This window comes from Rahnella sp. ChDrAdgB13, from assembly GCF_017655185.1.
Classification (GTDB): Bacteria; Pseudomonadota; Gammaproteobacteria; order Enterobacterales; family Enterobacteriaceae; genus Rahnella; species Rahnella contaminans.
The window spans coordinates 36,290-52,488 of sequence record NZ_JAEMGT010000071.1 but is presented as its reverse complement, the minus strand read 5'-3'; the positions used below and the strand labels follow the sequence as shown (position 1 = coordinate 52,488).

Genomic DNA, 16,199 nt, shown 5'->3' with positions numbered 1-16,199 from the left:
TCGCTGAATTTCAGATAATAAAAAACCAGCCTTTTAACAGGCTGGTTTTTTTTCGTCTGCCATTTACCGCAACGTTTATCCGATGCGCTGTTCTTTCACCAAATCCCCCTGAAGCTGAGAAACAATCTCGAACGAATGCAGACGCGCCTGGTGATCAAAAATCTGACCGTTGATCATCAGCTCATCGGCCTCAGTTTCACGCAGAATATTTTGCAGCCCCTGACGCACCGTCTCTTTATTACCGACCACTGACATGCGCAGTGCGTTGTCGACGCCAAAGCGTTCCTGTGCTGACCACAGGCTTTCAATGTTATCGACCGGCGCAGGGAGTTTACCCGGCATCCCGCGGCGCAGATTAATGAACTGCTGCTGATTGGAGGTAAACATCCGGCGCGCCTCTTCATCGGTATCGGCCGCAATCGCGTTGATGCACACCATCGCGTGCGGCTTTTCGAGCTGCGCGGAAGGCTGGAATTTGCTGCGATAAATCGCCAGTGCCTGATAGAGCATGTCTGGGGCAAAATGTGAGGCGAAGGCAAATGGCAGGCCTAACGCCGCCGCCAGTTGCGCGCTGTACAGGCTGGAACCCAGCAGCCAGATTGGCACATGCAAACCTTGTCCCGGCACGGCCTGAACGGCCTGCTGCGGCTGAACGTCGCCGAAATACATCTGCAATTCCTGAACATCCTGCGGGAAATTATCAATCTCCCCGGAAAGATGACGGCGCAGCGCAATCATCGTGCGCTGATCGGTTCCCGGTGCGCGGCCCAGGCCGAGATCGACACGGTTCGGATACAGCGTCGCCAGCGTTCCGAATTGTTCAGCAATCACCAAGGGCGAATGGTTTGGCAGCATCACGCCACCGGAACCCACGCGTATTGTTTTCGTCCCGCCCGCAATATAACCCAGTAAAACGGACGTCGCTGCGCTCGCGATGCCGGTCATGTTGTGGTGTTCTGCCATCCAGTAGCGCTGATAGCCCCATTTCTCGGCGTTTTGCGCCAGACTCAGAGAACATTGAAAAGCCTTCGCCGGATCAGCACCTTGCGGGACGGGTGCCAGATCGAGCACGGAAAGGGGAACGGTGTTTTTATCAGACATAATCACGGCTCACTCGTTGATGAAGAGGAGGGGAAAGGGTGCATTCCGCTCATAATTAAACCGAGTATTACCCATTACGTGTTCATTGAATACGGCATTTGTGCCCTTAATTTCCGTTTAAACATGCTTAAAATAGATTGGAGTCGCCTAAACTATAATTTTAGCCAATATGTTGTTTTGTGTTAAAAAGTCTCTGCTCATCCCGCTATGATTTCATTGAAGTAAAAAATGCGCCTGAAAAGGCTACGAAAGCAGGCAGGGAAAATGATGGAAGGGAAAACCAATGCCGGTAAATAATTCAGGCGAACAAAAAGGACGTGGTATCAATGAGTAAACGAATGTTATTAACCCTGCTGCTGGTGGCGGTTGCGGTTTCTTTGGCTGTTTTATTTCGTGCGCATAACGAAGATCTCCTGCTTCAGGGCGAAGTCGATGCGCCTGAAGTCATTGTCGCGTCGAAAGCCAAAGGCCGCGTGATTGAACGTCACGTCGAACGTGGCGATGACGTAAAAGCGGGCCAGTTGCTGATTACCCTCGACAGCCCGGAAATGATGGCGCAGCTCCGGGCGCTGGAAGCCGCACGCGATCAGGCCAAAGCCCAGCTCGAACTTTCTGTTAACGGGACGCGTGAAGAAAGCATCCGCAACCTGAAAGCGACACTGGCGCAATCTCAGGCCGAATACGTCAACGCCCGCGATGAATACAACCGCAATGCGAAAATCGCCGGGAAAGGCTTTATCTCCGCCTCCGACTTAGAAGATTCCCGCCGCGCGCGTGACAGCGCGTATGCACAAGTTCTCGTTGCTAAAGCCAATCTTGATGAAGGCATCAACGGCGACCGCGTGGAACAACGCGAGAGCTACGCCGCGCAGCTGCGTCAGGCGGAAGAAGATTTACTGGAAGTGAAAGCTCAGACCGATGATTTACAGGTGAAAGCGCCTGTAGACGGCGAAGTCGGGCCGATCCCGGTGGAAGTTGGCGAGCTGCAAAGTGCGTCCAGCCCGTTGCTGACGTTAGTCCGTCTGCCTGATGCCTATTTCGTTTTTAACCTGCGTGAAGACATTCTGGCGGGCGTGCGCAAAGGCGACAAAGTGCAGATGCGCGTGCCTGCGCTGAATAATGAAATGATTGAAGCCGAAGTGCGTTATATCGCGCCGCTCGGTGATTACGCCACCAAACGTGCAACGCGCGCGACCGGTGACTTCGATTTAAAAACCTTTGAAGTGCGCCTTTATCCTGCCAAACCGGTTCCCGGATTACGTCAGGGCATGAGCGCACTTTGGCAGTGGAAGGCGAAGTGAAGCCGGTCAAAGCGCCGCGCAGTGAAAGGATAAAAGCCGCATGGCGCTGTTTCAGTCGTGCTTTTACCCGCGAGGCAAATTACGCCTTTCGTAAGCCGGTGATCCACTGGCTGTGCTGGATTTTCCCTTTACTTCTGTTTGGCCTGATCAGCAGCAACTTCTCCGAAGGCACCTTGCTGGATTTGCCCGTTTCGGTGGTGGATAACGATCACAGCACGCTATCCAAAACGCTGACCCGTAAACTCGACGCAGGTTCTCATGCGCACGTTCAGGCCTTTGAAGGCGGATTGCCGGAAGCGGAATACCGTCTGCGAACCGCGCAGGATTACGCATTATTGTATATTCCGGTGAACTTCGAAGCGGACGTACTGGCCGGTAAACAGCCGAGCGCGGTCCTGTATTACAACGCTCTGTTTTACGGTGCCGGGTTATATTCCACGCAAGATTTCAGCGGGCTTATCACTGAGCTGAACACCAGCTACCGGTCGATTATCGCGACAGAAATCGGCAAAACGTTACCGTCACTGGCCAGCGTCGATCTCTCGTACGGTAGCCTTTTCAACGCCAGCGGCAGCTACATTTATTATCAGCAATTTGCCGCCACCATCCACCTTCTGCAACTTTTCACCGTCACCTGCATGATTTACGTGATGGCGCGCAGTCAGGCGCTGCTCAGTGCGCCGTCATTTACACTCGCGCTGCTCGGGAAACTCGCGCCGTACACGCTGTGTTTCACCACCTTGCTGATGGTGGAAATCGCCATGCTCGTGGGCTTTTTCGACGCACGGGTGAGCGGTAATCCGTTGTATATGCTGGTGATCGGCTTCTTTTATGTGATTGCCGCGCAAAGCCTGGGGCTGCTGTTATTTACCTTCACGAAAACGACCATCACCGCTTATACCATGATGGGGATTTTCGTCAGTATTGCGCTCACCTTCTCCGGGATGGCCGTTCCGGTGTTATCAATGCCGCTGCCGGCGCGTATTATTTCCGGCATCGAACCCCTGAGTTACGCGCTGGCGGCAATGTTTGATGTTTTCCTGCGTCAGGTATCGCTGCGCGGCATTCTGATGGTGTGCTGCATTCTGCTGATTTATCCGTTGCTAACCGGTGTGCTGGTGCGCAGGCGTCTGTATATGCGCATGAAACAACAGGAGCCAGGACAATGACCCGTCGCGAGTGGTTCAAAACCTGGTGGGGAACCTTCAGCAAAGTGCTTACCGGTTTGCTTGATAAACCGATGTGGATGATGTTGCTGCTTTCGCTATGTGTGATGAGCCTGGTTTACGCTAACCGCACAGTCTGGGATCTGCCAGTCGCCGTTATCGATCAGGATCACAGCACCGCCAGCCGCATGCTGACCCGTCAGCTGGATGCCACGTCGAAAGTTGAAACTAACCACTACGATAATCTCGCCGATGCCGAACGCGATCTGGCGTTGCGTAAATTGTTCGCGGTGATCATCATGCCGGTGGATCTTGAGAAGAAGATCCTCGCCGGGCAAAACATTGTGATCCCGGTGTACGGCGATGCTACTAACCGGCTGGCGAACGGGCAGATCCAGCAGGATGTGCTGGCGGCGTATCAGGCGATCCTCACGCAATACAACACGGATTTACTGCTCAGCAACGGCTTCAGCGAGCGGCAGGCCAGCGTGGTGTTGTCGCCGATAATCGGGCAGTCGCTGGATGTCTTTAACCCCGGCATCAGCTTCGCGGCGATTATCTTTCCCGGTCTTTTGGTCATGTTATTGCAGCACTCACTGCTGATCGCCAGCGTGCGTGTCAGCATTGTGCTCAACAGCGGGCCTTCCGGAAAACCGGCGATACCGGCCTTTCTTGGCGGGATTTCAGCGTTGATCCCGGTCTGGTTATTCCTGTCGATTGTCCTGTTCGTGCTGTGGCCTTGGGTGTTGGGATACCGGCAGACGGCCAGCATTCCTGAAATTCTGCTGCTGACTTTCCCGTTTTTACTGGCCGTGCTCGGATTAGGCAAACTGGTCACGGAATGCCTGCGCAGCGTGGAACTGATTTACCTGACGCTGGCCTTTGTGACGACGCCGGTCTTTTACATTTCCGGCACCATCTGGCCGTTGCAGGCGATGCCCGCGTGGGTCAGGGCGGTATCTTCGATGCTGCCCTCGACCTGGGCGACCAAAGCGATTGCGGGGGTAAATCAGATGGGGCTGCCGTTTAAAGATGTTGGCGGCGACATCCTGATGCTTCTGCTTTTATGCGCGTTTTATACGTTCATTGGTATCGCCGTGGGGATGCTGCGCGACGGTGTGCGTCTGCGGGCGATTTTCAGGCCGCGGCGCAAAGGCGTCTGATCAAAAAAGGGATATTACCGAAAAGTAATATCCCTTTTTCATGGTGTCATTTTAGCGCTCAGCGACGCAGTTCCAGCCCGGCAATGCGCTGCCAGTAACCGTTGCAGTCGGCTTTGTCTGTCAGCATTAACGGATGCAAACCCCGTTCATTGGCGCGGAATTCCTCGAGAGTGGAAAGCGTCTCGTGAGTTTCCGGCGACAGCCGCACGATATCAACCAGCCCCTGCATCGACGTCAGTTCATTGCCAAGATTGTAGCAATAGCCACTTTGTGTCTGGATGCCGTTGAGGATAAACACCTGCTGATTTTCCTGCGACAGCATTTTCCGGCCCTGCGGATAATTGATGCAGCAGGTTTCGCATTCATCTTTCCCACGGTTTTCAGAACGAGCCGTGAAACAGCGCGCGGAATAGGCCAGTGGCAGATGCCCGTAAGACAGCACTTCCACTTCGAACTTATCCCGGATGCCCAGCTCCTGGCACTGATTCAGCAGATTCACCAGCCAGTCGCGGGAAAGCTCAACCGGCATACACCAGCGCACCATCCCCTGTTTTTGCAGCAGTTTCAGCGTGACGGCGTTGTAGCAGTTCAGCGCGTGGCCGACGACAAACGGGAGCCTGCGCTCAGACGCCATATTGACCGCGCCAAAATCGTTGGCTTCCAGCAGGAACTCACCGTTCTCGACGTGGCGTTTCAGCTCATTAAGTTCGGACGGTGCCTGCAACAACGCCAGTGTGGAAATCACCACCTGCTTTCCGGCTGACGCCAGTTCACGGGCGACATCCATCCAGTCACTGACCTTCATTTCGCGCCGTTTGGTACACACATTCTCGCCGAGGTAAATGATGTCGGCGCTGCTGTTTGCCGCTGCCTGATAAAAGTCTTCAACCTGCGCTTTTGGCCAGTAATAAAGGATGGCTCCTAGTGAATATTTCATGATGATCTCTTTAATTACTGCCATTTACGGTGATAGGCACCGAGCGTCGTTTGCGTACCCTCAGACATCGCGCCCAGCGCTTTCATCCAGGCTTCGTCGGTTTTGTAGTTTTGCGGATCGGCCATGCAGCGGTCTATGGCCATGCGCCACACGCGTGCCACCTGGCTGACATACGCCGGGCTGCGCTGGCGCCCTTCGATTTTCACCGAAGCAATATTGGCGGCGAACAGCTCTGGCAGTAATTCCAGCGTATTCAGGCTGGTCGGTTCTTCCAGCGCGTGGTATTTCGCGCCATCCACCAGATACCGGCCTTTGCACAGCGTCGGATAACCGGCGTTTTCGCCTTCGTCATAGCGGTCAATCAGCACATCATTCAGCCGTGATTCCATGCCCTGTGCGGTTTGTTGCCAGCGCACAAAACGCGCCGGAGAACAGGCACCCACGGTATTGGGCGATTCGCCGGTGAGATAGGAAGAAAGGTAACAGCGGCCCTCGGCCATAATGCACAGGCTGCCGAACGCGAATACTTCCAGCGGCACGACGGTGGTGCGAGACAACTGGCGTACCTGATGCATCGAAAGCACGCGCGGCAGCACCACGCGGGCGACGTCAAAATTGTTTTTGTAGAAACGGATTGCTTCGTCGTTGGTGGCGGAAGCCTGAACGGAGACGTGGCGCTCGACGTGCGGATATTTCGTTGCGGCGTAATCCAGCATGGCAATATCGGCGAGGATCAGCGCATCGGCACCGAGCTGCGCGGCCATATCCACGGCGCGTTCCCAGCGCTGATAGCCGTCAGGGTGCGCAAATGTATTGATGGCGATATGCAACTTACGGCGGTGGCGGTGAACGTAATTTGCCGCCTCCTGCAATTTCTTCTCCGTGAAGTTCAGGCCTGCAAAGTGGCGTGCATTGGTGTCATCTTTCAGGCCGATATATACCGCATCAGCACCGTTATCGATGGCCGCTTTTAGCGCAGGTAAATTCCCTGCCGGGCAAAGTAGCTCCATTCTCGTTCCTTACTGCAACCGCACGCCGTGGCGAAAGGGTTGTGGGTGATGAAAAGCCAGTTGCCGACGTTATTCATTCATCAGTCAGGGCTTTGATTGGCGAACTATTTTAGAGAAGCTATAGATGCAATATTTTGATTTGAGGCAGTTTCTGGGGTGTTGAAGGCGCAGCAACCGTCGGGGAGGTTGTACGGGAGGTTTTTCTGTTGCAGTATTTATTGATGTAGACCGCTGAACGTTACGGGCGATGTGGCAAAATAGTACAAATAGTTGCCAATAAATTGCCGAAAATGTTACCGAAAGGAGTAGTGCCAGTGTTGCAAAAACTACGTGCACGTTTGGTTCGTCAGGGACCATCCCTGTTGAGTGTGCCTTTGAAATTCACGCCTTTTGCGCTACAGCGTCAGGTCTTGCAACAGGTACTGAGCGGGCAGCTTCGTCAGGCGCTGGCCGATGGCGAACTAGATTTCCTCGAAGGCCGCTGGCTGAAAATTGACGTCAGCGATCTCAGCCTGAGCTGGCTGATGTCAGTGGACGAAGGCAAGTTGATCGTTGCAGAAAAAGGCGACGCGGATGTCAGCTTTAGTGGTAACGCCAACGATCTGATTTTGATTGCTGCGCGCAAAGAAGATCCGGATACGCTGTTCTTCCAACGTCGTCTGCGTATTGAGGGTGACACGGAACTCGGTCTGTACGTGAAGAATCTGATGGATTCTATCGATCTCGATACTATGCCGCTGCTGCTGAAAAATGGGCTGCTGCGCCTGGCCGATTTTGTCGAAGCGGGACTGCAAGAGGACCGTGAGCCGAAAGCTCCGGTAGCTGAGCCATGCTAATTCGCACTGAAATTCCGGTAGATGCCGCGGGCATTGACCGTCTGTTGCGCCGCGCGTTTCCCGGTGGTGCCGAAGCCGACCTGGTGCAGCAATTGCGCGAAGACGGCCTGCTGACGCTGGGCGTTGTTGCCACCGATGACGAAGGTGGCGTGGTCGGTTATGTCGCCTTCAGCCCGGTTGATATTCAGGGCGAAGATCGCAACTGGGTCGCGCTGGCACCGCTGGCGGTTGACGAGTCTTTGCGTCGTCAGGGATTGGGCGAAAAGCTGGTGTACGAAGGGCTCGATTCCCTGAACGAATTTGGCTACGCCGCCGTCGTGGTGCTTGGCGACCCGGCGTATTACGGGCGTTTTGGTTTTAAACCAGCGGCAGTTCATAATTTGCAGTGCCGCTGGCCGGACACCGAAGCGGCATTCCAGCTCTTCACCTTGTCCGACGATGCCCTCATCGACGCCAGCGGGCAGGTGGAATTCTCCCCGCCGTTTGACCGGTTCTGATTTTCAGCGGGTCTGACTTCTAACGGGTCTGATTTCAGGCCCGTTAGTTTTCTTCCCGCGCCTTGTGTTCCTGACTCCCGCTATCCGGCAATCCAAAATAACGTTGCAGGGATACCGGTGCGGATTTCACCAGCAATTCCTTCTGAGGCTTACTCAGCTTTTTCACCCGTATTTCCAGCTTTGAGGCCAGAGAACGATCCCCCGCCACGCAGTGGAACACCAGCTCCAGTGCGCCTTTTCCGCGTAATGCTTTCGCCCCTTTACCGGTCTGATGCCGTGCAAGACGCCGCGTCACGTCGGTTGTGATGCCGGTATAAAGCATGCCGGTGGGCGTTCTCAACATGTATAAAAACCAGACGGGAGAAGTGGACATAGACGCATCGTATTTGGAAAAGTTTGCGTAAGTTTACCTGAACCGCACGGCAGAATGACGTAAAACATCGGTGTGTCACGGTACACTGCGGTAAAGACGACAAGGATCCTCCGATGAATAACCCCGACGACCTGAAACACATTCTTAAATTCCTGACCAAAAATCATGTGCTGGCGCTGTGTGCCGCCGCCGACGGCGAGATGTGGAGCGCTAATTGCTTTTACGTCACCGATGCTGAAACCCTGTCTTTATACTTCATGACCGAACTGAAAACGTTGCACGGCACGCTGATGGCAAAATCGCCGCAGGTGGTGGGCACGATCGCGCCGCATCCGAAAACCATTGCGCTGATAAAAGGCATTCAGTATCGCGGTGAGGCGACGATCCTTTCCGGTGAAGAAGAGAGCCATGCGCGCCGTCTGTACTGCAAACACTTCCCGGTGGCGATCGCCATGAAAGCGCCGGTCTGGGCGCTGAAACTTAACAGCATCAAGATGACGGATAACGCCCTGGGATTTGGCAAAAAGCTGCTGTGGGATCGCGCGCTTTCTGATAAGCCTGAGTAACAGGAACTGTCTTATAGCGGGGAATTTACAATCGGGTAACACTTGAACTTATCTGTTTCTGAAATTCCATGTAAAGGCCGTTTTTTAAAAGGAAGTGATATGGCAAAAGTTCTTCTTCTGGGCGGAAGTGGTCTGATTGGGCGTGAGCTTTTGCGTCTGTTGCAGCTGGATCCGCGCGTTAGCCGGATTGTTGCGCCGAGCCGCCGCCCGCTGCCGCCGGGTAATAAACTGATCAACCCGCTCGGGGCGAATCTCACGTCGCTGGTGGTCGCGCTGGATGAGCCGATCGACCTGCTGTTCTGCTGCCTTGGCACCACGCGTAAACAGGCGGGCAGCGCGGAAGCGTTTCGCGCTGTAGATTACGATCTGGTGGTGGATTGCGCCAAAGCCGCGAAGGAACTCGGTGCGCGCCACTGTCTGGCGGTCAGCGCCAACGGTGCGGATGCGCACTCACGATTTCTCTATAACCGGACGAAAGGGGACATGGAACAGGCGCTGATGCACCAGGGCTGGACTTTGCTCACGCTGGTCAGGCCGTCGCTACTGGTCGGGAAACGCCATCCGCCGCGCCTGCTTGAACAACTCAGTGCGCCGCTGTTTAAACTGTTGCCGGGAAAATGGAAAGCCATCGATTCGGACGTTGTCGCCAAAGCGTTGCAGGAACAGGCGTTTAACGCAGGACTGGGCGGCGTCACCGTGCTGGAATCCGATCAAATCGCCGCCAGCATTGAAGAACTTTAATCCGCGTTCTCTGCTGACAGGGATCCTTATGATAAGGTATCAGCAAAAAACGCGAATTTTGCCCCGCAAGGATCGTCCCGATCCTTACAGATATTTCTCCGCAAACACATCCAGATTTCGAAAATCCGGCATTCTCTCTTTCAGCGTCTCGTGATCCCAGTTCCACCACTGGCTGTTCTCGATCTTTTCGATCATTGAATCATCAAAACGCATGCCGATCTTTTTCGCGGCCACGCCCGCCACGATGGAATACGGCTCAACGTCTTTAGTTACCACGGCCGATGTCCCGATCACCGCGCCGTTCCCGACGCTGACGCCCGGCATAATCACGGCGTTATGGCCGATCCACACGTCGTTGCCGACGGTGACGTGATGTTCACGACGCCAGTCGAAAAAGTCATGATCGTCTTCACCCAGCCCGTAAACCGAGCTGCGGTAGGTGAAATGATGCTGCGCAACGCGCTGATACGTCGGGTGATTACCCGGATTGATCCGGACATAGGTGGCGATCGACACAAACTTGCCGATGGTCGCGTAGAAGATCTGATTGTTGCCCGCCGTATACGAATAATCGCCGATCTGCGTTTCTTCGATGATCGCGTTATCGGCAATATGCACGTATTGCCCGAGCTGCGAACGGTTCAATTCGACCTGCTGGCCGATTTTCGGACGTGAATAATCCTGTTCTTCAGCTAAAGAAAACGGGGAAATAATGTCTGTCATAATCTCGCTCATGTTGAAGTGACGGAATAAAAAGAGGCGCTGACCGGCAGAGAAAGAATGGCCAGCAAATGCCGTAACGTGTCCTGTAACGCACCGTCGTTATTCAGCCGGTGGCAGCTCGCGGGCAAGGCGCTGTCATACTCACGGGCACGCGCCAGACGGCAGGCAATTTGCCCGGCGTCTTCGCGTCCGCGCCGCAATAAACGCGCAGCCAGCACTTCGTCTGAAACCTGCAAACACACCGGCACCAGCCGCTGGCCGTAACGCTGTTGCGCTTTCTCCAGATGCGCCCGCGAACCGTTGACCACCACGTGGCAACCGAGCTGCATCCAGGTGTCGATTTCGATTCCCACGCCGTACCGGCACTGATGCGCGTGCCATTCCAGCGCAAATAATCCGTGCTGGCGGCGCTGAATAAATTCGGCATCGCTCAGTGCAATATGATTCTCAGATCCTGCGTCAGCGGGGCGCGTAATGTAGCGATGCGCCACGGCGACATCCGCCGGTAAATGCTGGCGCAGCGCGTCCAGAAGGCTGTCCTTTCCCGAACCTGAAGCGCCCATCAGATAAAGTAAACGACTCATTTTCTCTCCGTTTAAAACACCTGAATGCCCTGACGCCAGACGTTTTGCACATAGTGATGATCGCCATGCGCACGTGCCAGAACCAGATCGGCGCGTTTGCCTTCAGCAATTTCACCGCGATCCTGCAAGCCCAGCGCGTTCGCCGGATTGCGCGTTACCAGTTTCACCGCCTGCGGCAAACTGAAGGCATTTGTTTCATCATTGGCGATGCGGAAAACGGCGTCCATCAGGCTGGCGGGATAATAGTCGGAGGACAAGATATCCAGCAGGCCCAGTGATGCCAGTTTATGCGCCGCGACGTTGCCCGAATGCGAACCGCCGCGCACGATATTCGGTGCACCCATCAGTACCGCCAGCCCGCTGGCGTGTGAGGCGCGTGCCGCTTCTTCGGTAGTCGGGAATTCTGCAATCACGCTGCCGAGCGCCAGAGATTCCTCAACGTGTGCCGCCGTGGCGTCATCGTGGCTGGCCAGCGAAATATTCCTGGCGCGGCAATGGGCGGCAATCGCTTCGCGGTTTGGCTGTGCCCAGCGGCGCGACAGGGCGATTTGCTCTTCCTGATACGCGTCCATCTGCTCATCGTTCATGTGATATTTGCCCTGATAATACTCGCGGTATTTCTGTGGAGTGGCGAACTGGCGCTGGCCCGGCGAGTGATCCATCAGGGAAACCAGCGAGAGAACTGACGTATCCATCAGCTTTTCAAACAGCGGCAACGTGGTGTCGTGCGGCAGTTCGCAGCGCAGATGCAGACGGTGTTCAGCGCGGTTCAGCCCGGCGTTCTGGCTGTTGACGATGGCGTCGATCATCTTTTGCAAATTCTCCAGACGATGGCCGCCGTCGCGCACATCGCCCACGGCCACGGCGTCAAGCACCGTGGTGATCCCGCTCGCCACCATCAGCGCGTCGTGGCTGCTCATGGCGGAATGCGCCGGCCAGTCCACTTTCGGGCGCGGCGTGAAAAACTTATCCAGATTATCCGTATGCAGCTCGATGAACCCCGGCAGCAGCCAGCCACCCTGAGCATCCAGCGCCTGCGGCAGCTGACTGCGGCTGTCGGCAAAGGCGCTGATCACGCCGTCTTGCATTTCAAGCGATCCTTCAACAACCTGATCGTCGAGGACCAGTCTGACGTTATTTATGATCATGCGGACATCTCCGGAGCAGTTTCTGGACTCATTTCATACAGCCTGTCGGCAACGCGTTCGCGCACATCTCCATCATGGAAAATGCCGACCACGGCGGCTCCGCGGGCTTTCGCCTGCTCAATCAGCGTGACGACGGCGGCACGGTTAGTGGCGTCCAGCGAGGCGGTCGGCTCATCGAGCAACAGCACCGGATAATCGACCACGAAACCGCGCGCGATATTGACGCGTTGCTGTTCACCGCCGGAAAACGTGGAAGGCGCGAGATGCCACAGACGTTCCGGCACATTCAGATGGCGCAGCAGGGCACTGGCACGGGCTTCGCTTTGTGCTTTATCCACGCCCAGCTCCAGCAGCGGCTGCATCACCAGATTCAGCGCACTGATACGCGGGATCACGCGCAGAAACTGGCTGACCCAGCCGACGGTATGACGGCGTACGGCCAGAATTTCACGCGCCTCGGCGCTGACCATATCAATCTGCTGGCCCTGGTGTTCCACCCAAATTTTGCCGCTGTCCGGCAGATAGTTACCGTACAGCGAGCGCAGAAGGGTAGATTTTCCGCTGCCGGAATGCCCGTGCAGCACTACGCATTCTCCGGCATTCACTGTCAGGCTGGCGTTGCTGAAAACCGGTAATCTGGCGCTGTTCTGGTTATGCAGAACGAAAGTTTTACTGAGATTTTCGACCCTGAGCTTCGTCGTCATTTTGGTCACTCTTTCTCTGAAATTAGGTTAGGACAGCACGGAAGAAACGAGCAACTGCGTATACGGATGATGCGGATCGTCGAGCACGCGGTCTGTTAAACCACTTTCCACTACCTGACCTTGCTTCATCACCAGCAGACGGTGCGCCAGCAGGCGGGCGACACCCAGATCATGGGTGACGATCACCACTGCCAGCTGCATTTCCACCACCAGCGTGCGCAGCAAGTCCAGCAACCGCGCCTGAACCGAAACGTCGAGGCCGCCAGTCGGCTCATCCATAAACACCAGCCGCGGATGTGTCACCAGATTGCGGGCGATTTGCAGACGCTGCTGCATACCGCCGGAAAACGTGGTCGGCAGGTCATCGATGCGCGAAACCGGAATTTCGACATCTTCCAGCCACTGACCGGCTTTCTTGCGGATATCGCCGTAATGTCGCTCACCGACTGCCATCAGGCGCTCGCCGATATTGCCACCGGCAGAAACCTGACGGCGCAATCCGTCCATCGGATGCTGATGCACCACGCCCCAGTCGGTGCGCAGCAGACGACGGCGGTCGCTTTCGGCCATGTCATACAACGACTGCGCGCCGACCTGCCCGTTGTTGTAAATCACCTGCCCTTGCTGAGGCGCGAGGCGGGCAGAAATCGACTGCAACAGCGTGGTTTTACCCGAACCGGATTCCCCGACAATGCCCAGCACTTCACCCGGATACAGGTTGAAAGACACATCGCTGAAACCTTTGCCCGGCGCATAAAGATGAGTCAGGTTATTCACCGACAGCAGCGGTTCGGCGGCGAGATTTAAGGGAGTGTTCATCAGCGGTTAACCTCGTTGGAAGCCTGTTGCTCAACCTGCTGAGCACAAAAATCGGTGTCGGAGCACACGAACATGCGGTTACCCTGATCGTCGAGCACCACTTCATCAAGATAGCTTTGGTGCGAACCGCAGATCGCGCAAGGTTCATCCCATTGCTGGACGGTGAACGGATGATCGTCAAAATCCAGACTTTCGACTTTGGTGAATGGCGGCAGGGCGTAAATGCGTTTTTCGCGTCCGGCACCAAACAGTTGTAAAGCGGGCATCATGTTCATTTTCGGGTTATCAAATTTCGGGATCGGCGACGGATCCATTACGTAGCGATCATTCACTTTTACCGGGTAGGCATAAGTCGTGGCGATATGCCCGAAGCGTGCGATGTCCTCGTAAAGCTTCACCTGCATCACGCCATACTCCTCCAGCGCGTGCATTTTTCGGGTCTCTGTTTCGCGTGGTTCGATAAAGCGCAGCGGTTCAGGGATCGGCACCTGGAAAATCAGGATCTGATCTTCCTGCAACGGCGTTTCCGGAATGCGGTGACGGGTCTGGATCAGGCTGGCATCTGCCGTTTTCTCGGTGGTTTTCACCCCCGCAACGCTCTGGAAGAATTTACGGATCGACACGGCATTGGTGGTGTCATCCGCTCCCTGGTCGATCACTTTCAGCACATCTTTTTCGCCGATTACGCTGGCGGTCAGCTGGATCCCACCGGTGCCCCAGCCGTACGGCATCGGCATTTCACGGCCCGCGAACGGAACCTGATAACCGGGGATCGCGACGGCTTTGAGGATCCCGCGGCGGATCATGCGTTTGGTTTGCTCGTCAAGATAACCGTGGTTGTAACCCGTCAGGGTTCGGGCGGCATTATTGTTCATTGGCGGAGTCCTGTTCTTTCGCGGCGCGCAGGCGTTTGAGCAATTCCAGTTCGGCCTGGAAATCGACGTAGTGCGGCAGTTTGAGATGCGAGACAAAACCGGCAGCTTCGACGTTATCGGCGTGGGACAGGACAAATTCTTCATCCTGCGCCGGACTGCTGATCTGCTCGTTGTATTCGCGGGTTTGCAGTGCACGATCGACCAGCGACATCGACATCGCCTTGCGCTCGGCGCGGCCAAACACCAGTCCGTAACCCCGGGTAAAGTGCGGCGGCCTGTCCTGCGGATCGACAAAACCGTTCACCATTTCGCATTCGGTCAGCAGGATTTCGCCGATATCAATCGCAAAGCCCAGCTCTTCAGGAACGATTTCGACGGTCAGCCAGCCGGTACGAATTTCCCCTGCGAACGGATGATTACGCCCGTAGCCGCGCTGGGTGGAATAACTCAGCGACAGCAGAAAACCTTCGTCACCGCGCACCAGTTGTTGCAGGCGTGCCGCGCGGGAAGCCGGAAACACCGGCGGTGTGCGGGTGATATCTTCCGGCTCAGCGCCATCATCTTCTTCACGCACTGCCAGCTTTTGATTTGCCAGTAAATCAAACACATGGCCGCAATTCTCCGGCTGCGGTTCATCGGCAATCGGCGTGAACGGCGCTTCGCCTTCGGCCAGCAGTGCAAAATCCAGCAGACGGTGGGTGTAATCGTAAGTCGGGCCGAGTACCTGTCCGCCCGGCAAATCCTTATAGATGGCGGAAATACGGCGCTCAAGGCGCATCGCCTGAGTGTTCAGCGGCTGGCTGGTTGCCAGACGTGGCAACGTTGTGCGGTAAGCGCGCAGCAGGAAAATGGCTTCCACCAGATCGCCGCCGGACTGCTTAATCGCCAGCGCAGCCAGTTCGCGGTCGTAAATTCCGCCTTCGCTCATCACGCGATCGACTGCCAGACCCAGCTGTTGCTCAATCTGTTCGCAGCCCAGTTCATTCACTTGCGTATTGCCACGGCGTTCGTGCGCCAGCAGCTGATGGGCGGCGGCAATGGCCTTCTCACCCCTTTAACGGCGACGTACATCAGCACACCTCCACGCGCGTGGTGCGCGGTACGGCAATCAGTTCTTCGCCGCAGGTGAACATAAAGTCCAGGCCGAGCGGGAAACGGTGAGGGCGGTTGAGCAGATAATCCCGGACACAATCAGGCAGCTGCGGGGAGATCATGCGGCTGCTTTCAATGCCCGGCCCGCGCAGACGCAGCGGCGTGCCGCCGGTCAGAGCTTCAAGCTGAACAATCACGCTGGTCGCCAGTTCCGGCGACATTTCATCACCGCACGGGAAAGCCAGTAACGTCGCGCTGTCGAGGGCCGGATCCGCCAGGGCAAAACTGACAGCGGAAGGGTCATCGGTCAGCACCGCGCCGGTATGAAAGCGCAGATTTTTCCGCAGGATTTCATCGTTGAGTGAAGCGCTAAGCCAAAGAGGGGTGTCGCTGTCGATAAGCGTCAGCAGCACGCAGGCGCTGGCGGAACCTAACGCCCCGAAGCCGGGCATGGCAGGCAACTGCACGCTGACACCGGGTTCGCTTAATGCTTTGAGAATACGACGGAAGCTGTACTGTGCATCGGCAACCGGATTTTGAAAACTGGCAACAAGTGACATGAA

At 55.8% G+C, this 16,199-nt stretch carries 18 protein-coding genes and 1 pseudogene; 7 read left to right on the top strand and 12 right to left on the bottom strand.

Annotation, left to right across the window (positions count from 1 at the left end; translation table 11 throughout):
* Nucleotides 1-75 precede the first annotated feature (75 nt).
* Nucleotides 76-1,101, bottom strand: coding sequence for a luciferase-like monooxygenase (locus J8X26_RS18345; RefSeq protein WP_152325281.1), 1,026 nt, complete (start codon nucleotides 1,099-1,101; stop codon nucleotides 76-78).
* A gap of 326 nt (nucleotides 1,102-1,427) precedes the next feature.
* On the opposite strand from J8X26_RS18345, the gene J8X26_RS18340 reads away from it, so the two are divergent.
* The 3 genes from J8X26_RS18340 to J8X26_RS18330 are packed head-to-tail and all read left to right on the top strand — an operon-like array spanning nucleotide 1,428 to nucleotide 4,731.
* Nucleotides 1,428-2,402, top strand: a complete 975-nt coding sequence (locus J8X26_RS18340; protein WP_152325280.1) for an HlyD family secretion protein — start codon at nucleotides 1,428-1,430, stop codon at nucleotides 2,400-2,402.
* Nucleotides 2,399-3,571 (top strand): ABC transporter permease, encoded by a 1,173-nt coding sequence (locus J8X26_RS18335; protein ID WP_208951570.1) that lies wholly within the window; start codon nucleotides 2,399-2,401, stop codon nucleotides 3,569-3,571. Before J8X26_RS18340 ends, J8X26_RS18335 begins: the two co-directional genes overlap by 4 nt.
* Nucleotides 3,568-4,731, top strand: coding sequence for an ABC transporter permease (locus J8X26_RS18330; RefSeq protein WP_152325279.1), 1,164 nt, complete (start codon nucleotides 3,568-3,570; stop codon nucleotides 4,729-4,731). The genes J8X26_RS18335 and J8X26_RS18330 overlap by 4 nt, the downstream gene beginning before the upstream one ends.
* Nucleotides 4,732-4,789: 58 nt before the next feature.
* Here J8X26_RS18330 and J8X26_RS18325 read toward each other — a convergent pair whose 3' ends face one another.
* Entirely contained in the window at nucleotides 4,790-5,668 is an 879-nt protein-coding gene (locus J8X26_RS18325; RefSeq protein WP_208951568.1) for a U32 family peptidase, read from the bottom strand.
* A gap of 14 nt (nucleotides 5,669-5,682) precedes the next feature.
* Nucleotides 5,683-6,678 carry a peptidase U32 family protein gene (locus J8X26_RS18320; protein ID WP_152325277.1) on the bottom strand — a complete coding sequence of 332 codons (996 nt, stop codon included), beginning with the start codon at nucleotides 6,676-6,678 and terminating at the stop codon, nucleotides 5,683-5,685.
* 314 nt (nucleotides 6,679-6,992) lie between these two features.
* Between J8X26_RS18320 and J8X26_RS18315 the strand changes: the two genes are divergently transcribed.
* Together J8X26_RS18315 and J8X26_RS18310 are read left to right on the top strand one after the other, a co-directional pair.
* A complete protein-coding gene (locus J8X26_RS18315) occupies nucleotides 6,993-7,514 on the top strand; it encodes an SCP2 domain-containing protein (RefSeq protein WP_152325276.1) in 522 nt (173 codons plus the stop codon).
* Nucleotides 7,508-8,011 (top strand): GNAT family N-acetyltransferase, encoded by a 504-nt coding sequence (locus J8X26_RS18310; RefSeq protein ID WP_152325275.1) that lies wholly within the window; start codon nucleotides 7,508-7,510, stop codon nucleotides 8,009-8,011. The genes J8X26_RS18315 and J8X26_RS18310 overlap by 7 nt, the downstream gene beginning before the upstream one ends.
* A 43-nt stretch (nucleotides 8,012-8,054) precedes the next feature.
* Here the strand turns inward: J8X26_RS18310 and J8X26_RS18305 are convergent, their stop codons facing one another.
* Complete coding sequence (locus J8X26_RS18305; protein WP_208951567.1) at nucleotides 8,055-8,384, bottom strand: GIY-YIG nuclease family protein; 330 nt, start codon at nucleotides 8,382-8,384, stop codon at nucleotides 8,055-8,057.
* A gap of 113 nt (nucleotides 8,385-8,497) precedes the next feature.
* On the opposite strand from J8X26_RS18305, the gene J8X26_RS18300 reads away from it, so the two are divergent.
* Both J8X26_RS18300 and J8X26_RS18295 read left to right on the top strand, forming a co-directional pair.
* Nucleotides 8,498-8,950: a YhbP family protein gene (locus tag J8X26_RS18300; RefSeq protein WP_208951566.1), complete on the top strand. Its 453-nt coding sequence runs from the start codon at nucleotides 8,498-8,500 to the stop codon at nucleotides 8,948-8,950.
* A gap of 99 nt (nucleotides 8,951-9,049) precedes the next feature.
* The gene (locus J8X26_RS18295) at nucleotides 9,050-9,691 is read left to right on the top strand and encodes a hypothetical protein (protein ID WP_208951565.1); all 642 of its coding nucleotides are present in this window, start codon (nucleotides 9,050-9,052) and stop codon (nucleotides 9,689-9,691) included.
* 84 nt (nucleotides 9,692-9,775) lie between these two features.
* Here J8X26_RS18295 and J8X26_RS18290 read toward each other — a convergent pair whose 3' ends face one another.
* From J8X26_RS18290 to phnH, 8 genes and pseudogenes are all read right to left on the bottom strand, one after another.
* Nucleotides 9,776-10,414 (bottom strand): DapH/DapD/GlmU-related protein, encoded by a 639-nt coding sequence (locus tag J8X26_RS18290; RefSeq protein WP_208951564.1) that lies wholly within the window; start codon nucleotides 10,412-10,414, stop codon nucleotides 9,776-9,778.
* 8 nt (nucleotides 10,415-10,422) lie between these two features.
* Nucleotides 10,423-10,998: a ribose 1,5-bisphosphokinase gene (gene phnN / locus J8X26_RS18285; RefSeq protein ID WP_152325268.1), complete on the bottom strand. Its 576-nt coding sequence runs from the start codon at nucleotides 10,996-10,998 to the stop codon at nucleotides 10,423-10,425.
* Between the two features lie 11 nt (nucleotides 10,999-11,009).
* The gene (gene phnM / locus J8X26_RS18280) at nucleotides 11,010-12,146 is read right to left on the bottom strand and encodes an alpha-D-ribose 1-methylphosphonate 5-triphosphate diphosphatase (protein ID WP_208951563.1); all 1,137 of its coding nucleotides are present in this window, start codon (nucleotides 12,144-12,146) and stop codon (nucleotides 11,010-11,012) included.
* Nucleotides 12,143-12,850 (bottom strand): phosphonate C-P lyase system protein PhnL, encoded by a 708-nt coding sequence (phnL, locus tag J8X26_RS18275; protein ID WP_152325265.1) that lies wholly within the window; start codon nucleotides 12,848-12,850, stop codon nucleotides 12,143-12,145. The genes phnM and phnL overlap by 4 nt, the downstream gene beginning before the upstream one ends.
* A gap of 27 nt (nucleotides 12,851-12,877) precedes the next feature.
* Entirely contained in the window at nucleotides 12,878-13,669 is a 792-nt protein-coding gene (phnK, locus tag J8X26_RS18270) for a phosphonate C-P lyase system protein PhnK (RefSeq protein WP_152325264.1), read from the bottom strand.
* Nucleotides 13,669-14,544, bottom strand: coding sequence for an alpha-D-ribose 1-methylphosphonate 5-phosphate C-P-lyase PhnJ (locus J8X26_RS18265; protein WP_152325263.1), 876 nt, complete (start codon nucleotides 14,542-14,544; stop codon nucleotides 13,669-13,671). Before J8X26_RS18265 ends, phnK begins: the two co-directional genes overlap by 1 nt.
* A pseudogene (locus J8X26_RS18260) lies at nucleotides 14,534-15,615 on the bottom strand (carbon-phosphorus lyase complex subunit PhnI). The gene J8X26_RS18265 and the pseudogene J8X26_RS18260 overlap by 11 nt, the downstream one beginning before the upstream one ends.
* On the bottom strand, nucleotides 15,615-16,196 hold the full coding sequence (phnH, locus tag J8X26_RS18255; RefSeq protein WP_152325261.1) for a phosphonate C-P lyase system protein PhnH: 582 nt from the start codon (nucleotides 16,194-16,196) through the stop codon (nucleotides 15,615-15,617). The pseudogene J8X26_RS18260 and the gene phnH overlap by 1 nt, the downstream one beginning before the upstream one ends.
* Between the last annotated feature and the right edge of the window lie 3 nt (nucleotides 16,197-16,199).